The sequence below is a fragment of the Anabaena azotica SJ-1 genome, from assembly GCF_047275885.1.
Taxonomy (GTDB): Bacteria; Cyanobacteriota; Cyanobacteriia; order Cyanobacteriales; family Nostocaceae; genus Trichormus_B; species Trichormus_B azotica_A.
In genome coordinates this window covers 3382034-3402543 of sequence record NZ_CP178454.1, presented here as the reverse complement: position 1 = coordinate 3402543, position 20510 = coordinate 3382034, and the positions used below count along the sequence as shown (strand labels likewise).

22 protein-coding genes are annotated in these 20510 nt (G+C 37.2%); 13 read left to right on the top strand and 9 right to left on the bottom strand.

Going from position 1 to position 20510, the window contains the following annotated elements:
- Positions 1-60: 60 nt before the first annotated feature.
- The 5 genes from ACLLO5_RS15080 to ACLLO5_RS15060 all read right to left on the bottom strand — a co-directional run bounded on the left by ACLLO5_RS15080 (position 61) and on the right by ACLLO5_RS15060 (position 2413).
- Entirely contained in the window at positions 61-603 is a 543-nt protein-coding gene (locus ACLLO5_RS15080) for a GNAT family N-acetyltransferase (RefSeq protein WP_413171325.1), read from the bottom strand.
- 34 nt (positions 604-637) lie between these two features.
- Complete coding sequence (locus ACLLO5_RS15075; RefSeq protein WP_413171324.1) at positions 638-1405, bottom strand: GUN4 domain-containing protein; 768 nt, start codon at positions 1403-1405, stop codon at positions 638-640.
- Positions 1406-1527: 122 nt separating this feature from the next.
- The gene (locus ACLLO5_RS15070; RefSeq protein WP_413171323.1) at positions 1528-1863 is read right to left on the bottom strand and encodes a hypothetical protein; all 336 of its coding nucleotides are present in this window, start codon (positions 1861-1863) and stop codon (positions 1528-1530) included.
- 7 nt (positions 1864-1870) lie between these two features.
- Positions 1871-2077: a hypothetical protein gene (locus ACLLO5_RS15065; RefSeq protein ID WP_413171322.1), complete on the bottom strand. Its 207-nt coding sequence runs from the start codon at positions 2075-2077 to the stop codon at positions 1871-1873.
- 174 nt (positions 2078-2251) lie between these two features.
- Positions 2252-2413: a hypothetical protein gene (locus ACLLO5_RS15060; protein WP_413171321.1), complete on the bottom strand. Its 162-nt coding sequence runs from the start codon at positions 2411-2413 to the stop codon at positions 2252-2254.
- A 242-nt stretch (positions 2414-2655) separates the two neighbouring features.
- Between ACLLO5_RS15060 and ACLLO5_RS15055 the strand changes: the two genes are divergently transcribed.
- Both ACLLO5_RS15055 and ACLLO5_RS15050 read left to right on the top strand, forming a co-directional pair.
- On the top strand, positions 2656-5253 hold the full coding sequence (locus ACLLO5_RS15055; protein WP_413171320.1) for a tetratricopeptide repeat protein: 2598 nt from the start codon (positions 2656-2658) through the stop codon (positions 5251-5253).
- Between the two features lie 95 nt (positions 5254-5348).
- The gene (locus tag ACLLO5_RS15050) at positions 5349-6488 is read left to right on the top strand and encodes a tyrosine/phenylalanine carboxypeptidase domain-containing protein (RefSeq protein WP_413171319.1); all 1140 of its coding nucleotides are present in this window, start codon (positions 5349-5351) and stop codon (positions 6486-6488) included.
- Positions 6489-6703: 215 nt separating this feature from the next.
- On the opposite strand, the gene ACLLO5_RS15045 is transcribed toward ACLLO5_RS15050, so the two are convergent.
- From ACLLO5_RS15045 to yidD, 3 genes are all read right to left on the bottom strand, one after another.
- Entirely contained in the window at positions 6704-7381 is a 678-nt protein-coding gene (locus ACLLO5_RS15045) for a M15 family metallopeptidase (RefSeq protein ID WP_413171318.1), read from the bottom strand.
- A gap of 39 nt (positions 7382-7420) precedes the next feature.
- On the bottom strand, positions 7421-7951 hold the full coding sequence (locus ACLLO5_RS15040; protein ID WP_413171317.1) for a TIGR02281 family clan AA aspartic protease: 531 nt from the start codon (positions 7949-7951) through the stop codon (positions 7421-7423).
- Between the two features lie 181 nt (positions 7952-8132).
- Positions 8133-8378, bottom strand: coding sequence for a membrane protein insertion efficiency factor YidD (yidD, locus tag ACLLO5_RS15035; RefSeq protein WP_413171316.1), 246 nt, complete (start codon positions 8376-8378; stop codon positions 8133-8135).
- A 43-nt stretch (positions 8379-8421) separates the two neighbouring features.
- Between yidD and ACLLO5_RS15030 the strand changes: the two genes are divergently transcribed.
- The 11 genes from ACLLO5_RS15030 to ACLLO5_RS14980 all read left to right on the top strand — a co-directional run bounded on the left by ACLLO5_RS15030 (position 8422) and on the right by ACLLO5_RS14980 (position 18964).
- The gene (locus ACLLO5_RS15030; RefSeq protein ID WP_413171315.1) at positions 8422-9132 is read left to right on the top strand and encodes a diacylglycerol/polyprenol kinase family protein; all 711 of its coding nucleotides are present in this window, start codon (positions 8422-8424) and stop codon (positions 9130-9132) included.
- Positions 9133-9413: 281 nt separating this feature from the next.
- The gene (locus tag ACLLO5_RS15025; RefSeq protein WP_413171314.1) at positions 9414-9788 is read left to right on the top strand and encodes a CTB family bacteriocin; all 375 of its coding nucleotides are present in this window, start codon (positions 9414-9416) and stop codon (positions 9786-9788) included.
- Positions 9789-10200: 412 nt separating this feature from the next.
- Complete coding sequence (locus tag ACLLO5_RS15020; protein ID WP_413171313.1) at positions 10201-10575, top strand: CTB family bacteriocin; 375 nt, start codon at positions 10201-10203, stop codon at positions 10573-10575.
- 413 nt (positions 10576-10988) lie between these two features.
- The gene (locus ACLLO5_RS15015; RefSeq protein WP_413171312.1) at positions 10989-11348 is read left to right on the top strand and encodes a CTB family bacteriocin; all 360 of its coding nucleotides are present in this window, start codon (positions 10989-10991) and stop codon (positions 11346-11348) included.
- A 20-nt stretch (positions 11349-11368) separates the two neighbouring features.
- Positions 11369-11680, top strand: a complete 312-nt coding sequence (locus ACLLO5_RS15010; protein WP_413171311.1) for a CTB family bacteriocin — start codon at positions 11369-11371, stop codon at positions 11678-11680.
- Positions 11681-11705: 25 nt separating this feature from the next.
- Positions 11706-12029, top strand: a complete 324-nt coding sequence (locus tag ACLLO5_RS15005; RefSeq protein ID WP_413171310.1) for a hypothetical protein — start codon at positions 11706-11708, stop codon at positions 12027-12029.
- 1086 nt (positions 12030-13115) lie between these two features.
- Positions 13116-14636, top strand: coding sequence for an HlyD family efflux transporter periplasmic adaptor subunit (locus ACLLO5_RS15000; protein WP_413171309.1), 1521 nt, complete (start codon positions 13116-13118; stop codon positions 14634-14636).
- A gap of 134 nt (positions 14637-14770) precedes the next feature.
- A complete protein-coding gene (locus ACLLO5_RS14995; protein WP_413171308.1) occupies positions 14771-16939 on the top strand; it encodes a peptidase domain-containing ABC transporter in 2169 nt (722 codons plus the stop codon).
- A 40-nt stretch (positions 16940-16979) separates the two neighbouring features.
- On the top strand, positions 16980-17306 hold the full coding sequence (locus ACLLO5_RS14990) for a hypothetical protein (RefSeq protein ID WP_413171307.1): 327 nt from the start codon (positions 16980-16982) through the stop codon (positions 17304-17306).
- 349 nt (positions 17307-17655) lie between these two features.
- A complete protein-coding gene (locus tag ACLLO5_RS14985) occupies positions 17656-17976 on the top strand; it encodes a hypothetical protein (RefSeq protein WP_413171306.1) in 321 nt (106 codons plus the stop codon).
- Between the two features lie 754 nt (positions 17977-18730).
- Positions 18731-18964, top strand: coding sequence for a hypothetical protein (locus tag ACLLO5_RS14980; protein ID WP_413171305.1), 234 nt, complete (start codon positions 18731-18733; stop codon positions 18962-18964).
- A 341-nt stretch (positions 18965-19305) separates the two neighbouring features.
- Here ACLLO5_RS14980 and ACLLO5_RS14975 read toward each other — a convergent pair whose 3' ends face one another.
- Positions 19306-20244 (bottom strand): alpha/beta fold hydrolase, encoded by a 939-nt coding sequence (locus tag ACLLO5_RS14975; RefSeq protein WP_413171304.1) that lies wholly within the window; start codon positions 20242-20244, stop codon positions 19306-19308.
- Positions 20245-20510: the final 266 nt, after the last annotated feature.

Genomic DNA, 20510 nt, shown 5'->3' with positions numbered 1-20510 from the left:
GAAAACGCAGATAAACGCAGATTGTTTTTGTCTGAATCAGGATGTCCAAGATTTAAGGATTTACAGAATTTTGAGGTGAAGATTGTTGGGTATAGTGATTAATGTTTGAGAATATTGATTAGAGATTTGTTTATAGTAAATATATCCATTTTTAGGAGTTTCTATATCTAGAAATTTACTATATCCATTATTTTCATATAAGGAAGTAGCTTCTTGAAAAAGACTAATAGTTTTAATCCAAATTGTTGCAAAACCTCTATTTGCAATTTCTAGTTCTAATTTTTGTAATAATAATTTCCCTAAACCTTTACCTCTTGCTTCGGGTAATAGATATATTTTTTTAATTTCTGCTCCTTTTTCTACTCCTTTGTATGGATAAAATGCCCCAGTACCTAAGATTTTATTTTCTTTTTCTACTACCCAAAATAATCCTGATGTTTCTAAATAATATTTTTCTACTGCCATGTAATTCTGCATATCTTGATCATATTCTTTGGGAATAATTACACCATATTCTAATCTGATAGATTGAATTATATCTAGAATAATTTGGTGATCATTTGGTTGAAAGTTACGGATGGTAAATTCTTTGTATTTATACATGATGTTGGTAATTATAGATAGTAGTAAATAATTATTATTTACAACTTCTTAAACGATTCCATATACTTACCATATTGGGCATATTCAGATAATTCATATATGGCAAAAAGTCTATATCCTGTTCATAATTAAATAAAAATGGTAGGTGTCCTTTTGGAGCATTGAGATTATATTGGAATTTGTTAGAATATCTAAATCCAGGACAAGCATCAGTATCAGAATTATACTCAGACCACTGCAATCTTTCAATTAGAGAAAGAATATTAGTATCTTTAATTGAAATTAATGAATAATTTACAGATGTAGTTGAAATAAATTCTTTACTAACATTTATATTTAAACTAAAATATGAAGGTAGGCTATTTCTTTGTTTAATTTCTTCATATATACTCATTTGAACACTAAAACCAAAATGACTATTACTGTATCTTGTCCAAAGTTGATCAATTTCATTCAAAATATCATAAGGAAAGCGATCAAGTTCATTTAATTCAAAAGTAGATGAACATACATAGAAGGTTAACCGGCTCATTACATCTGAGGAAGTTATTGGGAAATGTATTAATTGAAAAATAGGTTTTAATAAAAATTGACGAATTACTCTATTCCATTTGTCAGGAAATGCAATACTGCCATGTACTTTCCTACTCACAACAAATAGAATAATATGAGAAGTATATCTATTAGCTTCTTCCCATTTTTGTTGTGCTAGTAGACTACGGAGTTTTTCTGTGCTTGTTTGTCTTTGGTAATCCCATATCAGCAAAGAAATTATGATGATTGATATAATGATTATCAACATAAGCAATACCTTATAATCTTTGAATTTTGGTAGATTAGATAGAAACTATTTCAGTTTTTTCAGCTAACTATTTTCAGGTAAGGTACAATCAATTTGTATTTGAATGTACCTTAAAGTTTTTATTACTTTTTATCAAATTTTCCAGTAACAACTGCCCATAGAAACCCAAAAACAATAGCAAATGTAACGTGAAGCATTGCAATTACTGGGTAAATGTACCAGATTAATTCAGAATGTTTAATTTCTGAAAATCTACGTTCGTATTTGAACAATCCGTCAAATAACATCCCCAAAAAGCCATACACTGATGGAAATATTAACATAGCAATAAATACTGCAAAAATATCAGTTCCTGGAGATATTTTTGCAAATGTTACCACACAAATTGCTAATACTAATCCCATCACTAGCCAAGAAATGACATATTTCCAGTGAAATTTCTTTTTAGTAGATTCCATGATTGATCTACTTTCCTTCGAGTTTTTTCTTGCGCTCTATTAATGCTTTTCGTGCTGATTCAGTTAAATTTGGCTTTGCAAGTTCGGCATTTACCCGATCAAGATTACTATTGTTACTAGAACTACTAGAGTGGCCAGATTTACGCTTTTCTCCTTGACCTTCTGAATGCTGTTGTTCTTTGTTCTTGTTAACGTTTTTATCCATTGATGACATGACTATATCCTCCGTTGGTTTTAAATGCTTCTAGATGCCGTCAAAAAAGTAAAAGAATGAAAGATGAATTTTCTGGTTTCATTCTTTATTTGGAGTAGAGACACAGTAATCTTATGTCTCTACGAGAAGTCTAGCTACTTAAAAATAGCTGTAAGCTTAAGAGCAAGCAACTGGCTATTTTTTATCTTTCTTGTCTGCTGCTTTTATTTGAGCAGCACGAAGACCATCTCTAGCATTCTCTGGACTGCTACCAGTCCCACGATTACCATCAGAATCTTTAGCAACATACTGTCCACGTAAACTGTCTTTGCTAACCGAAACACGTACAGAAGGCATGATTTTTCTCCTTTTTATCTAGGTCTCATTAACTGGTTGTGTTTTTGCCTTGGCTTGTTGCCTTGACTCTTTCAGTATGTCGCCATGTTCTGTAGATAGCCAGGAAAGATAAGAAAACTAAGTGTATTCTGTATGTGAGACGACGAAACTCCTGATATATTTGATATATAAAAATTGGATAAAATGTAACTAAATATTAAATTCATTAAGTTTGGCGAGTTAAGTTAGTTAAGTTTGGTGCTATGGTAAATCCAAAAGAAAAGCGTCACAGAAAGACTTACAAGTTTACACCCGAAGGACTCTCTATCATAAATAGTGCTTTAGAGAAGTTAGCTGACGAACGGGGTAAACAATTATGGCACACTTGGTTAGAAGGTAAGTCTCAAGAAACTGCCGGAGATTATTCCATATCTGCTGATACTCTCAAGAAGGTATTAGGTCAAACGGTAGGAGATAGAGTTGAAGGTGGAGAGAGAGGCGTTGATGAAAGCAGTATTACAAAAATTAAAGAATTATTGGCTCTATTAGTAGAGTACAAAGATACTACTACAGCCAATAGATTAAGAAAACTTAAACGTGGTCAACATTGGGAAGAAGTTGTATCACTTGACTGGCAAGACTTAGATAAGACTCCAGAAGAGATTATTAATAAACCTGTAATTTCTAATCAAACCTTACCTGCAATTCCCGTGTGGCAAGGACGTGATGATTTGCTTAATAGCTTACAAGAATCACTGAAAGATCCTATGCTGCGCGTTTTGGTGATTTTAGGACAAGGTGGTATTGGGAAGACCAGTCTAGCTGTAAAGCTATTAGAGGCTATTCAAGATAATTATTCACAAACCTATTTTCTGAAGGTGCAGGAAAGTTCTAGTTTTGATGACTTAGCAGCAATGGTGTTAGGAGATTTACGGATAAATTGCAAGAATGAAAATGAGGCAATTTGTGCTATTACAAATTTATTCTCTAAGCAGCGATGTTTATTAATCTTAGATGAATTAGAAGAAATTTTAAAACCTTTTAATAGATGTGCTGTTGCTGAAGAGTTTGGTAAATTGTTAAATGCCTTTGCTTACAGCCAGCATAATTCGCACATCATCCTCACCAGTAGAGAGATACCTGCGGATTTAGCTGATGAGCGTGGTGGTGAAATAGATCCGATGTTAGTACATATGGAGATTGTGCAGGGTGTTGATCCAGATGCTAGTGTTGCTATTCTCAAAGATCGCAAACTTAAAGATTCTGATGAAGACTTGAAGTGGGTTGCGGAAAGAGTTGATGGTCATGTATTTCTATTATCTCAATTGGCTGCACTGGCTAAAGATCGTAAAGGCTATTTACGTAAACATCCTGAATTAGTTACTAAAAAAAGTGACCCAATATTACAAGAGCAACTAGCAAGACAAACTGAAGCAGCACGGGATTTATTACGGCGGATGTGTGTTTTACGAGTTCCCATTGATCTAGAGGGACTGACATTTTTAAGATTATATACAGAAGAAGATCGCTTTGAGAGTGCAGCAGCAACAGGTGAAGCAGTAGATTTCACAGATGATGAATTAGAAGAAACAGAATATATTATTAAACAACTAGTAGCAGCTAATCTTGTACAAAGCCGCTATGATGAGAATTGTTGTTCATTCCTGTATGATCTTCATCGCATCACAATTGATTTTTTACAGAAGGCTTATGCTGATAGTTTGCCTGATCTGATGCAAATTGCTTATAAATTTTATTGTACTGGCAAAAATATAAACAATCCTCAATCAATTGAGGATATTTTGCCTGTTATTGAGGCTCAATATTTTGCTTTTCAGTTAGGTAAGTATAGAGAAGCTATCTATTTAGTTATCGAAAATTTAGAATGTTATTTAAGGCGATGGGGTTATTGGAAGCAACTAAATGAGATTTATGAATTAATAATCCCTTATGTTAAGGAGTATGTTGATCAATCTGATATGCCAAACTGCTTGTGTAAGATTGGTATTTCTTATCGAGATATTGGTAAATGGGATTTAGCTAAGGAGTATTTTCAAAAAGCTCTAGAAATTAGTCATAAAAATAAGTCTGAGAAAGATATTGCTGATTCTCTAATGTATTTGGGTGATATTGAAGATAAACAAGGAAACTGGAATGAAGCAGAAAAGCTTATTCGTCAATCAATTGAAATAAGAAAGAATTTTAGTAACCTTGTGGATATGGCAGATTCTTTAGCCTTATTAGCAGATATAGAACGCAAGCGTGGTAATTGGGATTCTGCAAAAGAAATGTGTAAGCAAGCATTACAAATTTTTGAAGAACTTGGAGATATTTCTGGCAAAGGAAGATGTTGGGGAATATTGGGAGATATTGAAAGAAATTCTCGTAACTGGGACCAAGCTGAAATTTTTGTTAGTCAATCATTGGAATTGTCTGAACGGGTGAATGATCGCTTTCGTATAGCGAGATGTTTTGGGGTTTTAGGCGATATTGAGCGTAGGCGTAAAAACTTTGATTCCGCAGAACACCTCTATAAACAAGCATTAAAATTAAGAGAGGAAATCGGCGATCTCAAAGGTATAGCGACTTCGATAGGATGTTTAGGCGCGACTGAACTAGATCGTGGAAATTTAGATGAAACGGAGAAATATCTCAATCAAGCCTTACTCAAAATGAAAAAACTAGGTATGATATGGAATATTGGCGATATAAACTTCGACTTTGCTATTTTGGAAAAGCGACGTTGTAACTTAACCTTAGCTCAGGAATATTACAACAAAGCAGAAGAAATATTTAACAAGCTTGGAGCTAGAAAAAAATTAGAACAAATCCAACGTGAGTGGATGGAGGAGCATAATTGAAGAGAATGATATTCTTAAATTGTCACTCTATCACCACAAGTATTCAAGAGATTTAATTACAATTGAATTTAACTATACACATTAACCCAAACTTCATGGATAAAAATATCTTACAACGCTTAAACAATTTGAGTGATTCTCTTCAAAAATTGTATGAGCCTATTGATATATATCGCTATACTGCTCCAATAAACCGCATTACTGAAAAGCAGCGTCTTTTTGTATCCCATGAAGCTGGTGAGGTTTATAACCCACAATTTACCTATCAAACTCCACCTTCAGATTGGGAAAAGCCTCTACATCAATTTCTAACTGAACTACATCGTAATGAAAATGAATGGGAACAATTAATTTATCTAGATGTGTCTCTCACCCTGGATTTGATGCGTGGAGTGACAAATCGAGATACTGCATTAATTACTGAAGCAAGCATCAACTTTTACGGTCAACCTACAGAAGAACTAACCCAATCTGCTTACCAAGAAATTGCTAGTTTATCTACTAAACCAGAACTACGCACCATATCTGCTAAAAACATGGCAGAACAGATGAAAAATGCTCTTACTAATGCAAGTTTAGTTGATTGGCAGGTAATTGTTAATGAAAATATGAACGCTAGAATTAGCGTCAATTCTGAAATTAAGCAGGTGAATGTAAATTTAGAAGCACTTTTTACTATAAGTGAACTGAAGCGATTGCTTATCCATGAAATTGGCACTCATGTTTTTCGCTCTGTAAATGGTAGTTTGCAAACCTTGGGACTTTTGCAACTTGGGCTTTATAATTACATGGCAACGGAAGAAGGATTAGCCAGTTATCATGAAGTTCTATATGGAGTCCAAAGTGCTGAAGATCAACTCCGCTACGCTTTACGGGTAATTGCCGCCTACATGAGTTTAAATCATAGCTTTTATGAGGTTTTTTGTGAATTAACCAAGTACACCACTAAAGACGAAGCTTTTGATATTGTCACCCGTGCCAAACGTGGCTTTATTGATACAAGTAAGCATGGATGTCATGTCAAAGATAAAGTCTATTTTGAAGGATTTCATCAAGTTTCATCGCATCTCAAAAACTACCCCACTGATTATTCATTATTGATGAGTGGCAAAGTATCACTAAGTATGTTACCAGCCCTCAGAGAATTGCGCGAAACTGGCTATTTACTAGAACCACAATATTTGCCTAAGCAGTTAATTTTTGGTAACGATTTAGCCGGGATAATGGCAAAATGAGACACTTTATAAATAAAGATAGCGAAGCGTACTTAATCTTTTCAAGGTGTTGTATGAGGGCTGTGGTTGGTTCAGGGAACAACAAAAATTTCACCCTGTTCCCCTATCCCATATCACCTTAATCATCACGCAAAAATAGCAACTTCGGAAGGAGAAATTAGCAGCTTATTTAAGATCATTAGGCATCAATCCTGATGATATTTGATTTATACTATCTATATTAATCTTCCATAGCGTGCATGAGGTTGATTAGATAACCAAGCCCACATTTGATCACCAAAAGAAAAATGCCACCACTCTCTAGGATTGCGTTGAAATCCTGCTTGGAGCATGATATCTCGTAACAATTGACGGTGAGCATGATACTCTTGATGACTATCAGCATAATAATCTGGGTGCGATCGCACAGACATCTCATCAATCGCAGAACCCATATCGACAATTTCCCCCTCATCATCCACCAGCGTCACATCCACCGCAGCCCCTGTACTATGGGGAGGAGGAGTCTTCATATCCAAACTTGGTACAGCCCAAATTTCATATACCTGTTGCCACACCTCTTCTCGTTGCCGAGGTGACAACTCTTCCGCACTCAGTCCCCTCCCTCGCAACGCTTCCCCAAAGCTATAATCCACCATAAACTGCTGCACACCCACAGGTCTATAAGCATCAAAAATTTGAATACACCAACCAGGATGCAGCAACTGTAAATAATTTTGCGCCTCAATCAAATTCTGAACAACACTCTCACGCAGATAATAAGGTGAGTATTCCCCATAACTAGCACCCAACTTTTCATAAGGATGGGGAGATTCCACAGCAAATAACTCCAGAGGAATCTTCGCTAATGGTTCACCACATTCAATAATCGAGATTTGGTGATAAGGTCGCATTTATTTTCAATTTGGGATTTTAGATATTGTGAATCTGCTTTAACGCTTATGAAATTCAATCTGCTTTTCCAGAATTTTTACATCATAATTCTCAAAAAAACCATGCCCAAGTAAACCAATCTCAGCTTTAGGCGCAATAGAAATTTGGGCATTATTGACAACCACACTCCCAACAGAGACAGAAAGAATTGTTGCTGTTTGGAATTCTACTACACTACCATCCGCAATAGTGAATCGACTTTTTCCCGCAGGTTTGATATTCAGCTTTTTCGCCATTTCTTGAGTAATCAAGATACCACTTGCACCAGTATCAAAAACCATCTCAAAAACTTGACCACCATTAAACTTAACATCTATAATCGGGGTCTTTGCCTGACGACGCTTAATAGGGACGCGAAAAACCGTATCCGTAGGTTGTATAACCTTGCACATTTCCCCCAAACTGATAGTTTTACCTGATGAAGTCCTCATAAAACAAAGACCTGGATCATTAGCTTTTGCTACCGATGGCACTGTTAAAACCATTAACCCAGATAAAAACCCAATCCATCTGCTTTGAGTAGGTTGCATTTTTTAGATAAAATTTAGGTAGTATAAATTATTTTAAACTAGATACATCTAAAATACCTACATTTTATCGTGGTTAGATTTACAAAAAGCACATCCAGCAGGGGGGGCTAAATTCTTCAAAGTCCCCCTTTTTAAGGGGGATTTAGGGGGATCGGATAACGTTTAGCATCCTAGTTATTGGTCAATCATGATGGTCACAACAGGATTTTTCCCCTAGTTCTGGTACAGGATCATAACCACCAGGATGAAAAGGATGACAACGTAAAATCCGCAAAGTTGCCATCCAACCACCACGTAGTACCCCAAAACGTTCGATCGCTTGGATAGCATACATCGAACAAGTTGGTTGAAAGCGACAAGTAGGAGGAAAAAGAGGAGAGACGAATAACCGATAGCCTTTAATAATCCAAATCAATAAGCTTTTCATAGACCAAATCTAATAAAGTAGTAATAGAATTCAATAATTTTCTGTGTTGATTACACTATTTCCTAGTTTAGAATCTCTTTCTCTATTGTGGCTGCAAATTACCCTTGCAGCGGCTTGGGTTGTATTGATAATCCTGATTGCTTGGGGAGTCAGTCATTTTACCAACAGTGAACCAGAAATCATCCGCAAGATCGTACATATTGGCACTGGGAACGTAATTTTGATCGCTTGGTGGTTAAACATTCCAGCTATTGTGGGGATTACAGCTTCAATTTTCGCCAGTATCATCACCCTATTGTCCTATATCTTCCCAATTTTGCCAGGAATTAACAGCGTTGGCCGCCAAAGTTTAGGAACATTCTTCTATGCACTCAGTATTGGTATTTTAGTAGCTGGATTTTGGTATTTACAACAACCACAATATGCTGTCATAGGAATTTTAACTATGGCTTGGGGAGACGGACTAGCAGCTTTAATTGGGCAACGTTTTGGTAAACATAAATATCAACTTTTGGGTTCAAATAAAAGCTGGGAAGGTTCTTTGACAATGACATTTTTTAGTTTCCTAATTAATATGTTTATTTTATTGGCAACACAAGGAAACATCTGGCAAACATGGATAATATCAATAGTTGTAGCCATAGTAGCGACTACATTAGAAGCCTTTTCATTTTTAGGTATTGATAATTTAACAGTTCCTGTTGGTAGTGCAGCCTTAGCTTATAGCTTAATTCAGATACTGGTGCTTAATTGAATATCTAAATACTAAGTTATATATTGCTTTCTATATACCCTCAAAAAATTGAATAATTTGTATGGATTTGGCAAATAAATTCAAAAACCTAAAATATTTAATATACCTTCTCTAAAGGTATGATTATATCTGTAAAAATTAAAAGATTTTATATCTACTTTGAGAAGTAGAACTACCAAATTTGAATTCTATCCCTAGATTTATGAATTAGTGAGCAAGAATGCTTATAGTTGGGTTGTTAGGTGGCGATTCACCTAATTTCGTAAGTGAGGCTAACAATTATGTCAAATCAAATAAATGCATCCGATTTGTTTGTTGTTTTATCTGATCACCAACAAGAGTTTGTAACTGGTGGTGCTGACTTTGAATTAGCTGGCAGTAACTTTGCTAATAGATTAGCAAACCTGCAAGGTACTACAGCTTCTGGACCTAATGGTAGTACGGGTAACTCCATTGGTACAAGTTCTGCTGTCAACACCGCAGCCCAAGATTTATTAGGATTGGGTGCGCCCACAGTTCCTCAAGTTGGTGCTTTGGGTGTAGCACCCACTGTCGAAGCAGGAGGAGTACCAATAGTTGGTGGCGGTAGTCCCATTGGTGGTGGTCCAGGTGGCGGTGGTAGTCCCTTTGGTACTGCTAACGGACCATTCGGCTAAATCAGCCAAGCCTTTTAACCACTCCTACAAGTGGTCAGAAAAAATAAACTTTCACCACACCAGATTGCTTCGCCTATCTAGGCTAGTAATGGTGCGTGGAGGTCATCAAAGAGTTAAATGTCTAGTTTCTTGTTGACACCTCTACCAAAAATCTGCAACGGTTATTCCCAATCATGAACTGATGATTGCAGAATCACATTATTCAGTTACATCAATCTGCATCTCCATCTCTGCTGTACTGCTGGTACTGAGAAAAATTAGCGTTCTAGGTAGATTGTCTTTAGGAGTCAGCAAATAGTGGATTCTAGCAGCGATTAAGTTTGCTTTCTTTTTGCCCAAAAGAAAACATTAAAAAATCAATTCATGCTCTGGAATCCTTTGTTCAAAAATTACGTAAGTGAGGCTAAAAATTATGTCCCATCAAATCATTTCGTCTGAATTGTTTGTTATTTTATCTGATGAGCAACAAGAGTTTGTAACTGGCGGGGCTGACTTTGAGTTAGCTGGTAGTAACTTTGCTAATAGACTGGCAAATTTACAAGGTACTACAGCTTCTGGACCTAATGGTAGCACCGGTAACTCTATCGGTACAAGTTCTACTGTTAACACCGCAGCCCAAGACTTCTTGGGATTGGGTGCGCCCATAGTTCCTGAAGTTGGTGCATTGGGTGCTGCACCAACTCTTAATGGAATAACAGCGCCTTTAGGTGGTGGTGCTGGTGGTCTTGCTCCTGGTGGTGCTGGTGGTCCTGGTGGTGTCGGTGGTCCCGGTGTTTTTGGTGGCTAAGATGGTTTCCGTCTGGCAATGAGCATTTGAACTTTTTAACCATTGCCACTGGTAATCAAAAGACATCTAAAAATAATGTAGAGGCGTTAAATGGAACGTCTCTACAAGGGTTATAAAAAGTCTAAAGAAGCAAAACAAAGCTCAGTTAATCTATAATGTCCGACAGGATACTAGGAGTCACTGAGAAGCCGGGACTGTGCGATCGCTGTGGGAATATATCACTTCTTATTGATCTCCTTGATTAAATCTGCATAGGAAGTTAGTTGAGCTACAAGCAGAAGGCTTTGAAAAACGACTATTATCTGTGAAGTTGAAAAAGTAAATTACTTTAAAAGGCAATGGGAATAAGGGATTGAAGACTAAGTCTTCTGGATTTTGATATTTTGGATATTACGTAACTAAGGCTCACAATCATGTCATATTATACCATCATATCCAATTTGTTTGCAGATTTATCTGAGCAGCAACAGGAGATAATAGCTGGTGGTGCAGACTTTGAGTTAGCTGGCAGTAATTTTGCTAACAGACTTGTGGTGTTACAGGGGTCTGTCTCTTCTGGTCCAAACGGGAGTTTTGCAAATTCATCAGGTCAAAGTTCACAAGTTAATACCGCAGCACAAGATTTCTTGGGATTGGGTGCGCCATCTATACCTAATATTCCAGCTTTGGGTTCTGCACCAGTTCTCAATGGCTTACCAGCACGACCGAGAACAAGTTTGGGAGGTTTGACAGGTTTGAGAAGATTAGGTGGTTTAGGTAACTTGAGAACTTGAGTTAAGCGAGGCTAACAATCATGTCATCTCCAATAATGACATCGCAATGCTTTATTGAGCTATCTGATCGGCAACAAGAATTATTAACTGGTGGTAATCAACCTCAGATTAGCAATAACAATTTTGCTCAAAAAAACGAAAATACCACAGAGACTAACAGCAATACTCCACTAGGTAAGGTTTCTAAAACTAATACTGATTTTGCTGATGTCAATAGTGGCTCAAAATCTATATTGTCATCTGATGCTCCCAAAGTTTTTCCCTTTGGATCTGTTAACAATCTACCACCAAATAACCCCCTATCAATCAACAGTCCTCTAGGAATGTTTTAAGGGATGAAGATAAAGGTGAACAATTATGTTACAAGATGTCATAAAATCAGATGTGCTAGTGGCGTTATCTTTAGATGAACAACAATTTTTGTTTGGTGGTCAACAAGCTTTGAATGACCCATTTATTGCACCTCTTACAGCCCTAAGAGGTAAGCCTATTACAGTGTTGGGTAAAACTCTCAATGATGGTTCAAGCACTGTATTGGGCAATAATACTATACAAGGTTCGACTACTTCTGGTCCTTTTGGCAGTCTTGGTAATTCCACTGCACAAGGTAAAGGTGGGGCGACTGGTGCAGAAGATATTATGATTCTGCCACCATTTTCAGCTGCAAGCCAAACACGCTAATAACCAAGGTGAGCGAAGTTTGAAAACTTTTTATATTCTGGATTTTGAATTATTCAATTCCCAATTAAAAATCTAAACTTCGCTCATAACAGCCGGATCAACTACTAGTGTTAAATCCCAACTAGCAAGTCTTATACGAAATTCTGTGGGGAATCATTTTGGGACTATAAAAATGTTCAATTTCATGTAGCAGTAAATTTTTTACTTTCGATTTTGTAGGTCTAGTAAACTATCATCATTTGTTGACTTTAATACTGATTAATTTCAAAAGTTTTTATCTCATTTTTGTTGGCTTCATCAGTAATCTAAAACTCAATTTGTAAGTACATAAGTAGGTTGGCGTTAAAAATTGTCGTTACTGACACGGGAATTCTTAACAGAGAAGAGGTTTTGGGATATTTTACTTTTCGTTACATATTACTCTCCGAGAAGCCGCTCTGGGTCTACGGTTTTTTCAGTTCACCTACTTACCTGGAATTTGGTGTTTGTAATTAGGAAGGGGGGAGAGGAGATTCTTACTACTCGCTCAACGTAAGTGAGGACTTTGAGGGAGTTTGAGCGTTCTCCTCGGTTTTTTCTCAGCGTTGCCCACGTCAGAGATGTAAAGAAAAGTTTTTGCTATGGTCAGCTTTTACTTTTTCTTATCCCCCACAATGATTATAGAGGATTCTTCACAATGATGTTTACTATTGTGAGCGACATATTTTATTCTTTCTTTGTTTAGTTGAGTCAACCCTGGTTGTTATCCTGTGTTTGGCAAAGTTGATACTTTGGGTATTAATTATATTCACCAAAAGATATAGGCAAAGTGACCTTTTTGAGGGTTATTTGTCGAGAGGTGTTCGGAATAATCACCGAAATAGGAAATGTTGGACTTGGCTAGTTAGTCAATCATGTTTCGCAAAAAAGAACAAAGAAAACAATTTTTTACTACTATCTGAGGACATATTACCTCAGACAGTTTTTTTTCCATGATATGGGATTTCCAATCAAGTTATGTGGAGTTATCTAGGCTGCTTAGATATCAAACTCGATATGAGATAACCCTCATATTTGTTGATGTTTTAATCGAAAAGGTGCAACGCTGTGGACTCTTTACGCCGCTATGAAAATAATGTTTGGAATGGCTCTGGTGAGCCTAATTCTGAACATCTGCATTTAGTTGAAGTTAATGAATTTCTACCCCAAATTCACAAATGGACTAGCATTGGTGTGGGGGTAATGTTGACTATTTTTGTAGTGGGTGTAGGTTTAACAACTGTACTCCATTACAAAGTAACAGTAAAAGTTCCTGCCAGTATTAGACCGATAGGAGAACTAAGGCTAGTTGAGTCAGCTATTTCTGGTCAGGTGCAAAAGATTGTGGTTAAAGACAATCAGATTGTAACTCAGGGCGATGCGATCGCTTACATTGATGATTCCCGTCTACAAACCCAAAAGAACCAACTAAAAAGCAGCATTCAGCAAAATCAATTACAACTAGTACAAATTGATGCTCAACTAGGTGAAATCAATACTCAAATTCTGGCACAGGCAAATTTTATCAATCGCACAATTGTATCTGCACAAGCTGAGTTAGGTGGTACTCAACGTAACTTTGAAGACCAACAGATCAAAGCTGATGCAGAAATGCTGCAAGCAGAATTGGCTTCAAGATTTGCCAAATCACAGCTTGAACGTTTACAACAAGAAGGAGTATTAAAAACAACTATAGAAGAAGCACAGACAGCCTTCAATCTGGCCAAGCTACAAAGAGATAGATTGCAAGCGATCGCTAATTCGGGTGCAATATCTCACAGTATGTTGGAAGAAAAACAACAATCCGTTAAATCTGCCCAAGCCAAGTTAGAACAAGCCAAAAACAACGCTAAAACTCTTTTAGAGGAAAAACAACAAGCCCTAGAAGTTGCTCAAACAAATCTATACAAAGCCAGAACAGCTATCAATCCTAGTAATTCGGCGGTAATTATCGCATCGGAACGAATAAAACAAGAACAAGCCAGAGGAGAAGCTACTATAGCCGCTTTGAGAAAAGAACTTCAGACCCTACTCCAACAACGTCTAGAAATTCAAAAGCAACTTATTCGCACTCGTCAGGACTTACTACAAACAGAAACTGATTTGCATCAGAGTATAATTCGCGCCCCTATTACTGGCACATTACTACAATTAAAACTTCGCAACCCTGGACAAGTAGTACAACCCAGTGAAGCCATTGCTCAGATCGCTCCCTTGAATGCTCCTTTACAAATCAAGGCTTATGTACCTGCTCAAGAAATTAACAAAGTAGAACCAGGTCAAAAAGTCCAAATGCAAGTTTCTGCTTGTCCTTATCCAGATTACGGCACTCTCAAAGGCATTGTCAAAAACGTTGCTCCAGATATTTTTCCAGTTACACAAACCCAATCTCAAAATAATACAGCCGCAAATGTTCAGCAGGTGAATGGTTACGAAGTCACCATCGAACCAGAAACATTATACGTAGGTAGAGGCGATCGGCAATGTCATCTCCAAGCAGGAATGCAAGGTAGAACAGATATTATTTCCCGCGAAGAAACCGTAATGCAATTTATTCTCAGAAAAGCCAGATTAATTACGGATTTGTGATTGGTGATTGGTGATTTGAAAAGGCAAGAGGCAAAAGGCAAGAGAAAGAAGTTTTTTAATTTTTAATTGATTTCTCCCCTACACCCCACAACCTCTTTCTGAATTTCTGTAACTCCTTTAACTCCTCTATTTTTATGTTTAACCCATTCAACCCTCGCAGAAAATACCAATCTGTTTTACAAGCAAGTGAAGAAGACTGTGGAGCAGCTTGTCTAGCTTCCATTTGCAAATATTATGGACGCTTCTTAACCATAAATAAAAGCCGAGAAGCCGTAGGAACAGGACAACTAGGTACAACTTTATTAGGTTTAAAACGTGGCTCTGATAATTTGGGATTCAATGCTAGAGCCGTTAAAGCTTCACCAGAAGTTGTAGATAGAATCACAGAGATCCAACTACCAGCAATTATTCATTGGCGCGGTTATCACTGGGTTGTTTTATATGGACAACGGGGTAAAAAGTATGTCATTGCTGATCCGGCTGTAGGTATTCGCTATCTCAAACGCGAAGAATTATTAGCAGCTTGGAACGGAGTTATGCTCTTACTAGAGCCAGATCCGGAGCGTTTTTCTCAACAACCACAAGAAAAACCCAACGGTGGTTTGTTACGCTTTTTTATGCGGATTCTGCCCTATCGGGGATTACTAACTCAAGTTTTAATAATCAATATTATCCTGGGTATCTTATCTCTCGGAAGCCCTGTTTTAATCCAATTACTAACTGATGATGTTTTAGTTCGGGGAGATATGCAGTTACTAACAGTTGTTGTCACTGCTGTTGTTGTCATGACTATATTTAGTAGTAGCTTGCAAGTCATACAATCTACTATGATCGCTCATTTTGGTCAACGATTACAATTAGGGTTAGTTTTGGATTTTGGACGGAGAATACTGCAATTACCTTTAAGTTACTACGAATCTCGTCGCAGTGGGGAAATCACCAGTCGCTTGGGTGATATTAATGAAATAAATCAGTTAATTTCTCAGGTGGTAGTGCTTCTGCCTAGCCAGTTCTTTGTGGCTATTATTTCCTTTTGTCTGATGTTATTTTATAGTTGGCAACTGACAATAGCAGTGATTTTATTTGGGGCTTTAATGACTTTATCTACCCTCCCATTTTTACCTATACTGCAACAAAAAACACGCAGTTTATTAGTTTTAGGTGCAGAAAATCAAGGGGTGTTAGTAGAAACTTTCAAAGGCGCACAAGTAATCAAGACAACTAACGCTGCTCCTCAATTTTGGGATGAATTTCAAAGCCGTTTTGGCCGTCTAGCTAATCTTACTTTCAGCACAATTCAAATCGGAATTATTAACGGTACTGTTGCTAAACTTCTTTCTACTCTTGGTGGTGTAATTCTACTGGGTATAGGCAGTATGTTAGTAATTAACAACAAATTAACTATTGGTCAAATGCTGGCTTTTAATGCCTTACAAGTGAATGTTTTAGCTTTAATTGGTTCTTTGGTGGGATTAGTAGATGAATATTTCCGTTCTCAAACGGCAATTTCTCGTTTGCTAGAAGTTATTGATGCCACACCAGAAGTAGTTGGAGGTAGTCAAAAGCCGATTGCACAAATCGCTGGTGATGCCGATATTCATTTCTCTCATCTCACATTTCACCACGCAGGAAGAGTTGATTTATTAGAGGATTTTTCTCTTAAACTTCCCGGTGGAAAGGTGATTGCTTTAATTGGTAAATCAGGTTGTGGTAAAAGTACCTTAGCAAAACTAATAGCAGGTTTATATCAGCCAACTTCAGGTAATATTCGCATTGGGGTTTTTAATATCCATGACCTTTCTCTTGATTGTTTGCGACAACAAGTAGTTTATGTACCCCAAGAACCTCATTTTTGGAGTCGAACAATTTTAGAAAACTTTCGTTTAGGAATACCTTCTATTCCTTTTGATCAAGTTGTTCAAGCCTGTGAAATTGCTGATGCCGATGGTTTTATTAGTCAATTACCTAACAAGTATCAAACTGTGTTAGGAGAATTTGGTGCAAATCTTTCTGGTGGACAAAGACAACGATTAGCGATCGCACGCGGAATACTCACCAATCCACCCATTTTAATCTTAGATGAAGCTACCGCAGGACTAGATCCAGTCAGCGAAACTCATGTCTTAGATCGATTGTTGGCATCTCGCAAAGGTCAAACCACAATTTTGATCACCCATCGTCCCAGTGTGATTAATCGAGCAGATTGGATAGTTTTAATGGAGAAAGGTCAAGTAGAACTCCAAGGTAGTCTGGAAAATTTTCTTTCTCAACCAGGAGAACATTTACAGTTCTTAACTATATAAATAAATCATAAATTATTATCTAGTGTGAAGAGCAAATACCATGTCTAAAAACTTTACCTCCAACTCTGATAAAATGTTGTGCGACTTATCTGAAGCAGAGCAAGAAATTATCATCGCTGGGCAAAGTGAAAATATTCCTGTGCAAGCTAATTTATTCTTGCAGAACACCAATATTCAAACTGAAGCAGACAATAAATTAAATTTAGGGAGTGACTCCAGTTCACAAAAAACTAAATATAATTTGTCTCAATCCACCATCGGGTTTTCTGTATCATTTATTTTACCAAACATCAGTTCAGTTATGAATAACAGGGGTAATTTATTACCTAATATACTCAGGCAGATTGATACATACCTTTTTAGATAAATTAAACCAAAAAAATTTAGCTAAATAGGATTCAGGAGTCAGTATAAATTCTGTACGATTGTAGGATGAATAAGTGGGTTTAAGACTTCCTCTAAATTTTCAATTTAGCAGTTAACAATTAATAGCGGGTCTGAATCCTCCACTAATTGATTCTGATTTCTGAATTCTCGCCTAATGATTTGTAATTACATCAATTGAAAAATAATTAAAACCTATTTTTTAATAAGCCAAAAGTGATATAGATTGATATTCTATTTCTAACTAAAGAAGAATTTAACTCCTATATAAAATAGTTATAAATAAAGCAATAGGTTTTCAAGACCTATACAGATAATCGAGGATAAAAATCATGTCTGAAAGAATCACTACATCTAATTTGCTGGTTGAATTATTGGCAGAAGAAGAGGAACTTTTAAGTGGTGGGCAATACAAACAGTATGGGGGACAATGGTACTGTATATATCCATACCCATACTGTAAATATGATCCTGGAACAGGTCCTGGTGGAGGAGTATTCCCATACGGCGCACCTGGAGGTGGATATGGCGCACCCGGAGGTGGATACGGCGCACCCGGAGGTGGATATGGCGCACCCGGACCCGGAGGTGGATACGGCGCACCCGGACCCGGAGGTGGATATGGCGCACCCCCATTTGGAGGCGGTCGCTAATTACGTTAACGTTTACCGAAGATGTAGACCAGATGGTGGTTAAGGTTACTAAGTTACTAACTTCATAAAGCCAATAAATCGGGTAGTCACTTAGTTCCTGAATACATTCTTGAATCCAGGGAGCTAAGTAATGGGACAGAATTAATGACACAACTTATTTTTCTGTTCCCTGTTAATAGTTCCCTGTCTCCATTCTCAACTAATGAATTTTATTGCATCCGACTACTTACCTAACTTTTGAAAAATATAAAAACGTAAGTGAGGCAATCATGTTAACTCAAATCAATAACTCTGATCTAGTGGAATTATCCACAGAAGAACAGCAACTTTTATCCGGTGGAAACTGCGGTTATTCTCCTTGCTATCAACCCAAAAAATGCTGTAGAGGATACAAACCTTACAAGCCGCAGTATACACCCTCTCCTTGCTCTGATAGCTATCCTGGGTTTGATTATTCAGGTAATTATTAGTGCTACTTTGAAGGAGGCTAATTAAATATAGCAATCTAAATTAGTCTTAAATAACAAGATTCCTGACTTATTAAAAATGTTGGGAATCTGATAAAATACCTTGCCTTACATTATACGCTTAGATTTTAATAAAGCAAATAATATAAGTGGTATATATAATGAAACTATTTGTACCCAAAGGCTGAATTTTTAATGGTTATTTTATAACTAATGAATCATTGATTTTATCATAATGCTGTTTATAAAAAGATATAGGTTCATAACACCAATTGAGGCTAATAATCATGTCAGAGCAAAAAATCACATCTGATTTAGTTCAGGAAATATCCGCCGAAGAACAACAACTTCTATCAGGTGGTAATTGGGGTGGCGGTGGTTACTGGGGTCGTCCTCCTTGGGGTGGCGGTGGTTACTGGGGTCGTCCTCCTTGGGGTGGCGGCGGTTACTGGGGTCGTCCTCCTTGGGGTGGTGGTTACTGGGGCGGTCGTCCTTGGGGTTGGGGACATCACCGTTGGTAGTAGCAAGCTGGACAAGACAAGTCTACAAATTGACATACTCCCCATCCTTCTAGGATGGGGATTCTGGGGTCAAACAGCAATTGCTCGCGAGAGCCAGTCTAACATCACCTAACCTTTCGGGTTAATGCCCCAACTATTTGAATATTACGTGCGGCGTTTTCATCACGTCCATTAACGGAGTAAGTAGGCACGATAAAACCGATGTATATTTAGTTTTGTAAAAACGCTGAAATAACCTATTTATAGGGTCTAAGTTAAATTTATATTTCGTTACATAGGTTGATTTTTTAATGCCAACTTACTTAGGTCACCTGGAATTAGTAGACGTGGTTTAAGTGCGCCTAAGAAAGTTCTTCTATGGACTCTTGAGAAATCTGCGCGTGTTCAGACTGGGTAAGCTTAAGAATCCAATTTTGTAAAATAGGATTGACCAATTCAGGTGCTTCATCTTGGGGGCAATGTCCCACTCCATCTAAAGCAATAAACTTCTGAACTTGAGGAAAATTAGCTAACTCTTTACCCAAATTAATCGGTTCCCAAGGGTCAGCCGTTCCCCATAAAATAATTGCTGGGCAAGGTAGTAAGGGTAAAAGGTCTTCAGGTAATGGTCCACTAGAATAGGATGTAAAGGCTAAAAATACAGCCGCAGCACCAGGATCATTTGCTGGTTTCATGAGAATATCTACTAATTCATCGGTCACAGTTTCTCCGTTGCCATAAGCTTGGAGGAGAATCTTCCGTACTGTTTTTGGTTTAGCTAGTTGATTAAAAAATAATTGACCCACTGCGGGAATAGATAAAAGTTTTTGCAGAATTGGCGCACCAATGCGTTTTGTCCAAGGTAAAGTTAATCGTTTGCGATCGTGTAATAATCTGAGAGAACAGTTGAGTAAGGCAGTTCCCAATGCTATATCTGGGTTACTAACAGCCGCTTGCATAACGACAATGCAACCAATAGAGTTTCCCACTAAAAATGCAGGTTCTCCTACCACTTCGCGACAAAAATCTGCTATTTGTTGTCCCCAGGTTTCGAGTGTGTAGGTAATTTTTTCGCCTGGGACTGGTTTGGCAGAAGCACCAAAACCAATCAAGTCAATCGCATAAACTCGACAATTTTCTGCTAAAACTGGTATATTTTTGCGCCAGTGCAACCATGAAGCACCAAAGCCATGTACTAAAATAACCGCAGGGCCGGAATTGCCTTGAGTTTGGTAACTAATAGGGAAGCCTTGCCAAGTCCACGTTTTTGTTGAAATAAAAGCATTTGTATAAGTTGTCATAGAGAATTTAAGTCTCAAATATATTGAATTATGATTCTACTGTAATGCGTTTAATTTAGACGGATACATATAAGTATTTTACACTGTCTTTAAATAAAATTTACATAAACATTATAACTGGGAAGAATGAAACAAGTATTAATATCAGATCGGTAGTTTTACAATTTACGTCAACCTGTACTAGTATAAAGTTAATTGAATATAGAACGAAAGCTCAAGTGTGGTTTTACACTGAAAACTAACGCTGATTTTGAAAAAGTTTGTGT

Excerpts from the sequence above, each read along its gene's own strand:
- ACLLO5_RS14975 (WP_413171304.1), bottom strand. The coding sequence starts at position 20,244 with ATGACAACTTATACAAATGCTTTTATTTCAACAAAAACGTGGACTTGG.
- ACLLO5_RS15055 (WP_413171320.1), top strand. The coding sequence starts at position 2,656 with ATGGTAAATCCAAAAGAAAAGCGTCACAGAAAGACTTACAAGTTTACA.
- ACLLO5_RS15025 (WP_413171314.1), top strand. The coding sequence starts at position 9,414 with ATGTCAAATCAAATAAATGCATCCGATTTGTTTGTTGTTTTATCTGAT.
- ACLLO5_RS14990 (WP_413171307.1), top strand. The coding sequence starts at position 16,980 with ATGTCTAAAAACTTTACCTCCAACTCTGATAAAATGTTGTGCGACTTA.
- ACLLO5_RS15060 (WP_413171321.1), bottom strand. The coding sequence starts at position 2,413 with ATGCCTTCTGTACGTGTTTCGGTTAGCAAAGACAGTTTACGTGGACAG.
- ACLLO5_RS15075 (WP_413171324.1), bottom strand. The coding sequence starts at position 1,405 with ATGTTGATAATCATTATATCAATCATCATAATTTCTTTGCTGATATGG.
- ACLLO5_RS14995 (WP_413171308.1), top strand. The coding sequence starts at position 14,771 with ATGTTTAACCCATTCAACCCTCGCAGAAAATACCAATCTGTTTTACAA.
- ACLLO5_RS15010 (WP_413171311.1), top strand. The coding sequence starts at position 11,369 with ATGTCATCTCCAATAATGACATCGCAATGCTTTATTGAGCTATCTGAT.
- ACLLO5_RS14985 (WP_413171306.1), top strand. The coding sequence starts at position 17,656 with ATGTCTGAAAGAATCACTACATCTAATTTGCTGGTTGAATTATTGGCA.
- yidD (WP_413171316.1), bottom strand. The coding sequence starts at position 8,378 with ATGAAAAGCTTATTGATTTGGATTATTAAAGGCTATCGGTTATTCGTC.
- ACLLO5_RS15015 (WP_413171312.1), top strand. The coding sequence starts at position 10,989 with ATGTCATATTATACCATCATATCCAATTTGTTTGCAGATTTATCTGAG.
- ACLLO5_RS15080 (WP_413171325.1), bottom strand. The coding sequence starts at position 603 with ATGTATAAATACAAAGAATTTACCATCCGTAACTTTCAACCAAATGAT.
- ACLLO5_RS15005 (WP_413171310.1), top strand. The coding sequence starts at position 11,706 with ATGTTACAAGATGTCATAAAATCAGATGTGCTAGTGGCGTTATCTTTA.
- ACLLO5_RS15050 (WP_413171319.1), top strand. The coding sequence starts at position 5,349 with ATGGATAAAAATATCTTACAACGCTTAAACAATTTGAGTGATTCTCTT.
- ACLLO5_RS15040 (WP_413171317.1), bottom strand. The coding sequence starts at position 7,951 with ATGCAACCTACTCAAAGCAGATGGATTGGGTTTTTATCTGGGTTAATG.
- ACLLO5_RS15070 (WP_413171323.1), bottom strand. The coding sequence starts at position 1,863 with ATGGAATCTACTAAAAAGAAATTTCACTGGAAATATGTCATTTCTTGG.
- ACLLO5_RS14980 (WP_413171305.1), top strand. The coding sequence starts at position 18,731 with ATGTCAGAGCAAAAAATCACATCTGATTTAGTTCAGGAAATATCCGCC.
- ACLLO5_RS15045 (WP_413171318.1), bottom strand. The coding sequence starts at position 7,381 with ATGCGACCTTATCACCAAATCTCGATTATTGAATGTGGTGAACCATTA.
- ACLLO5_RS15065 (WP_413171322.1), bottom strand. The coding sequence starts at position 2,077 with ATGTCATCAATGGATAAAAACGTTAACAAGAACAAAGAACAACAGCAT.
- ACLLO5_RS15020 (WP_413171313.1), top strand. The coding sequence starts at position 10,201 with ATGTCCCATCAAATCATTTCGTCTGAATTGTTTGTTATTTTATCTGAT.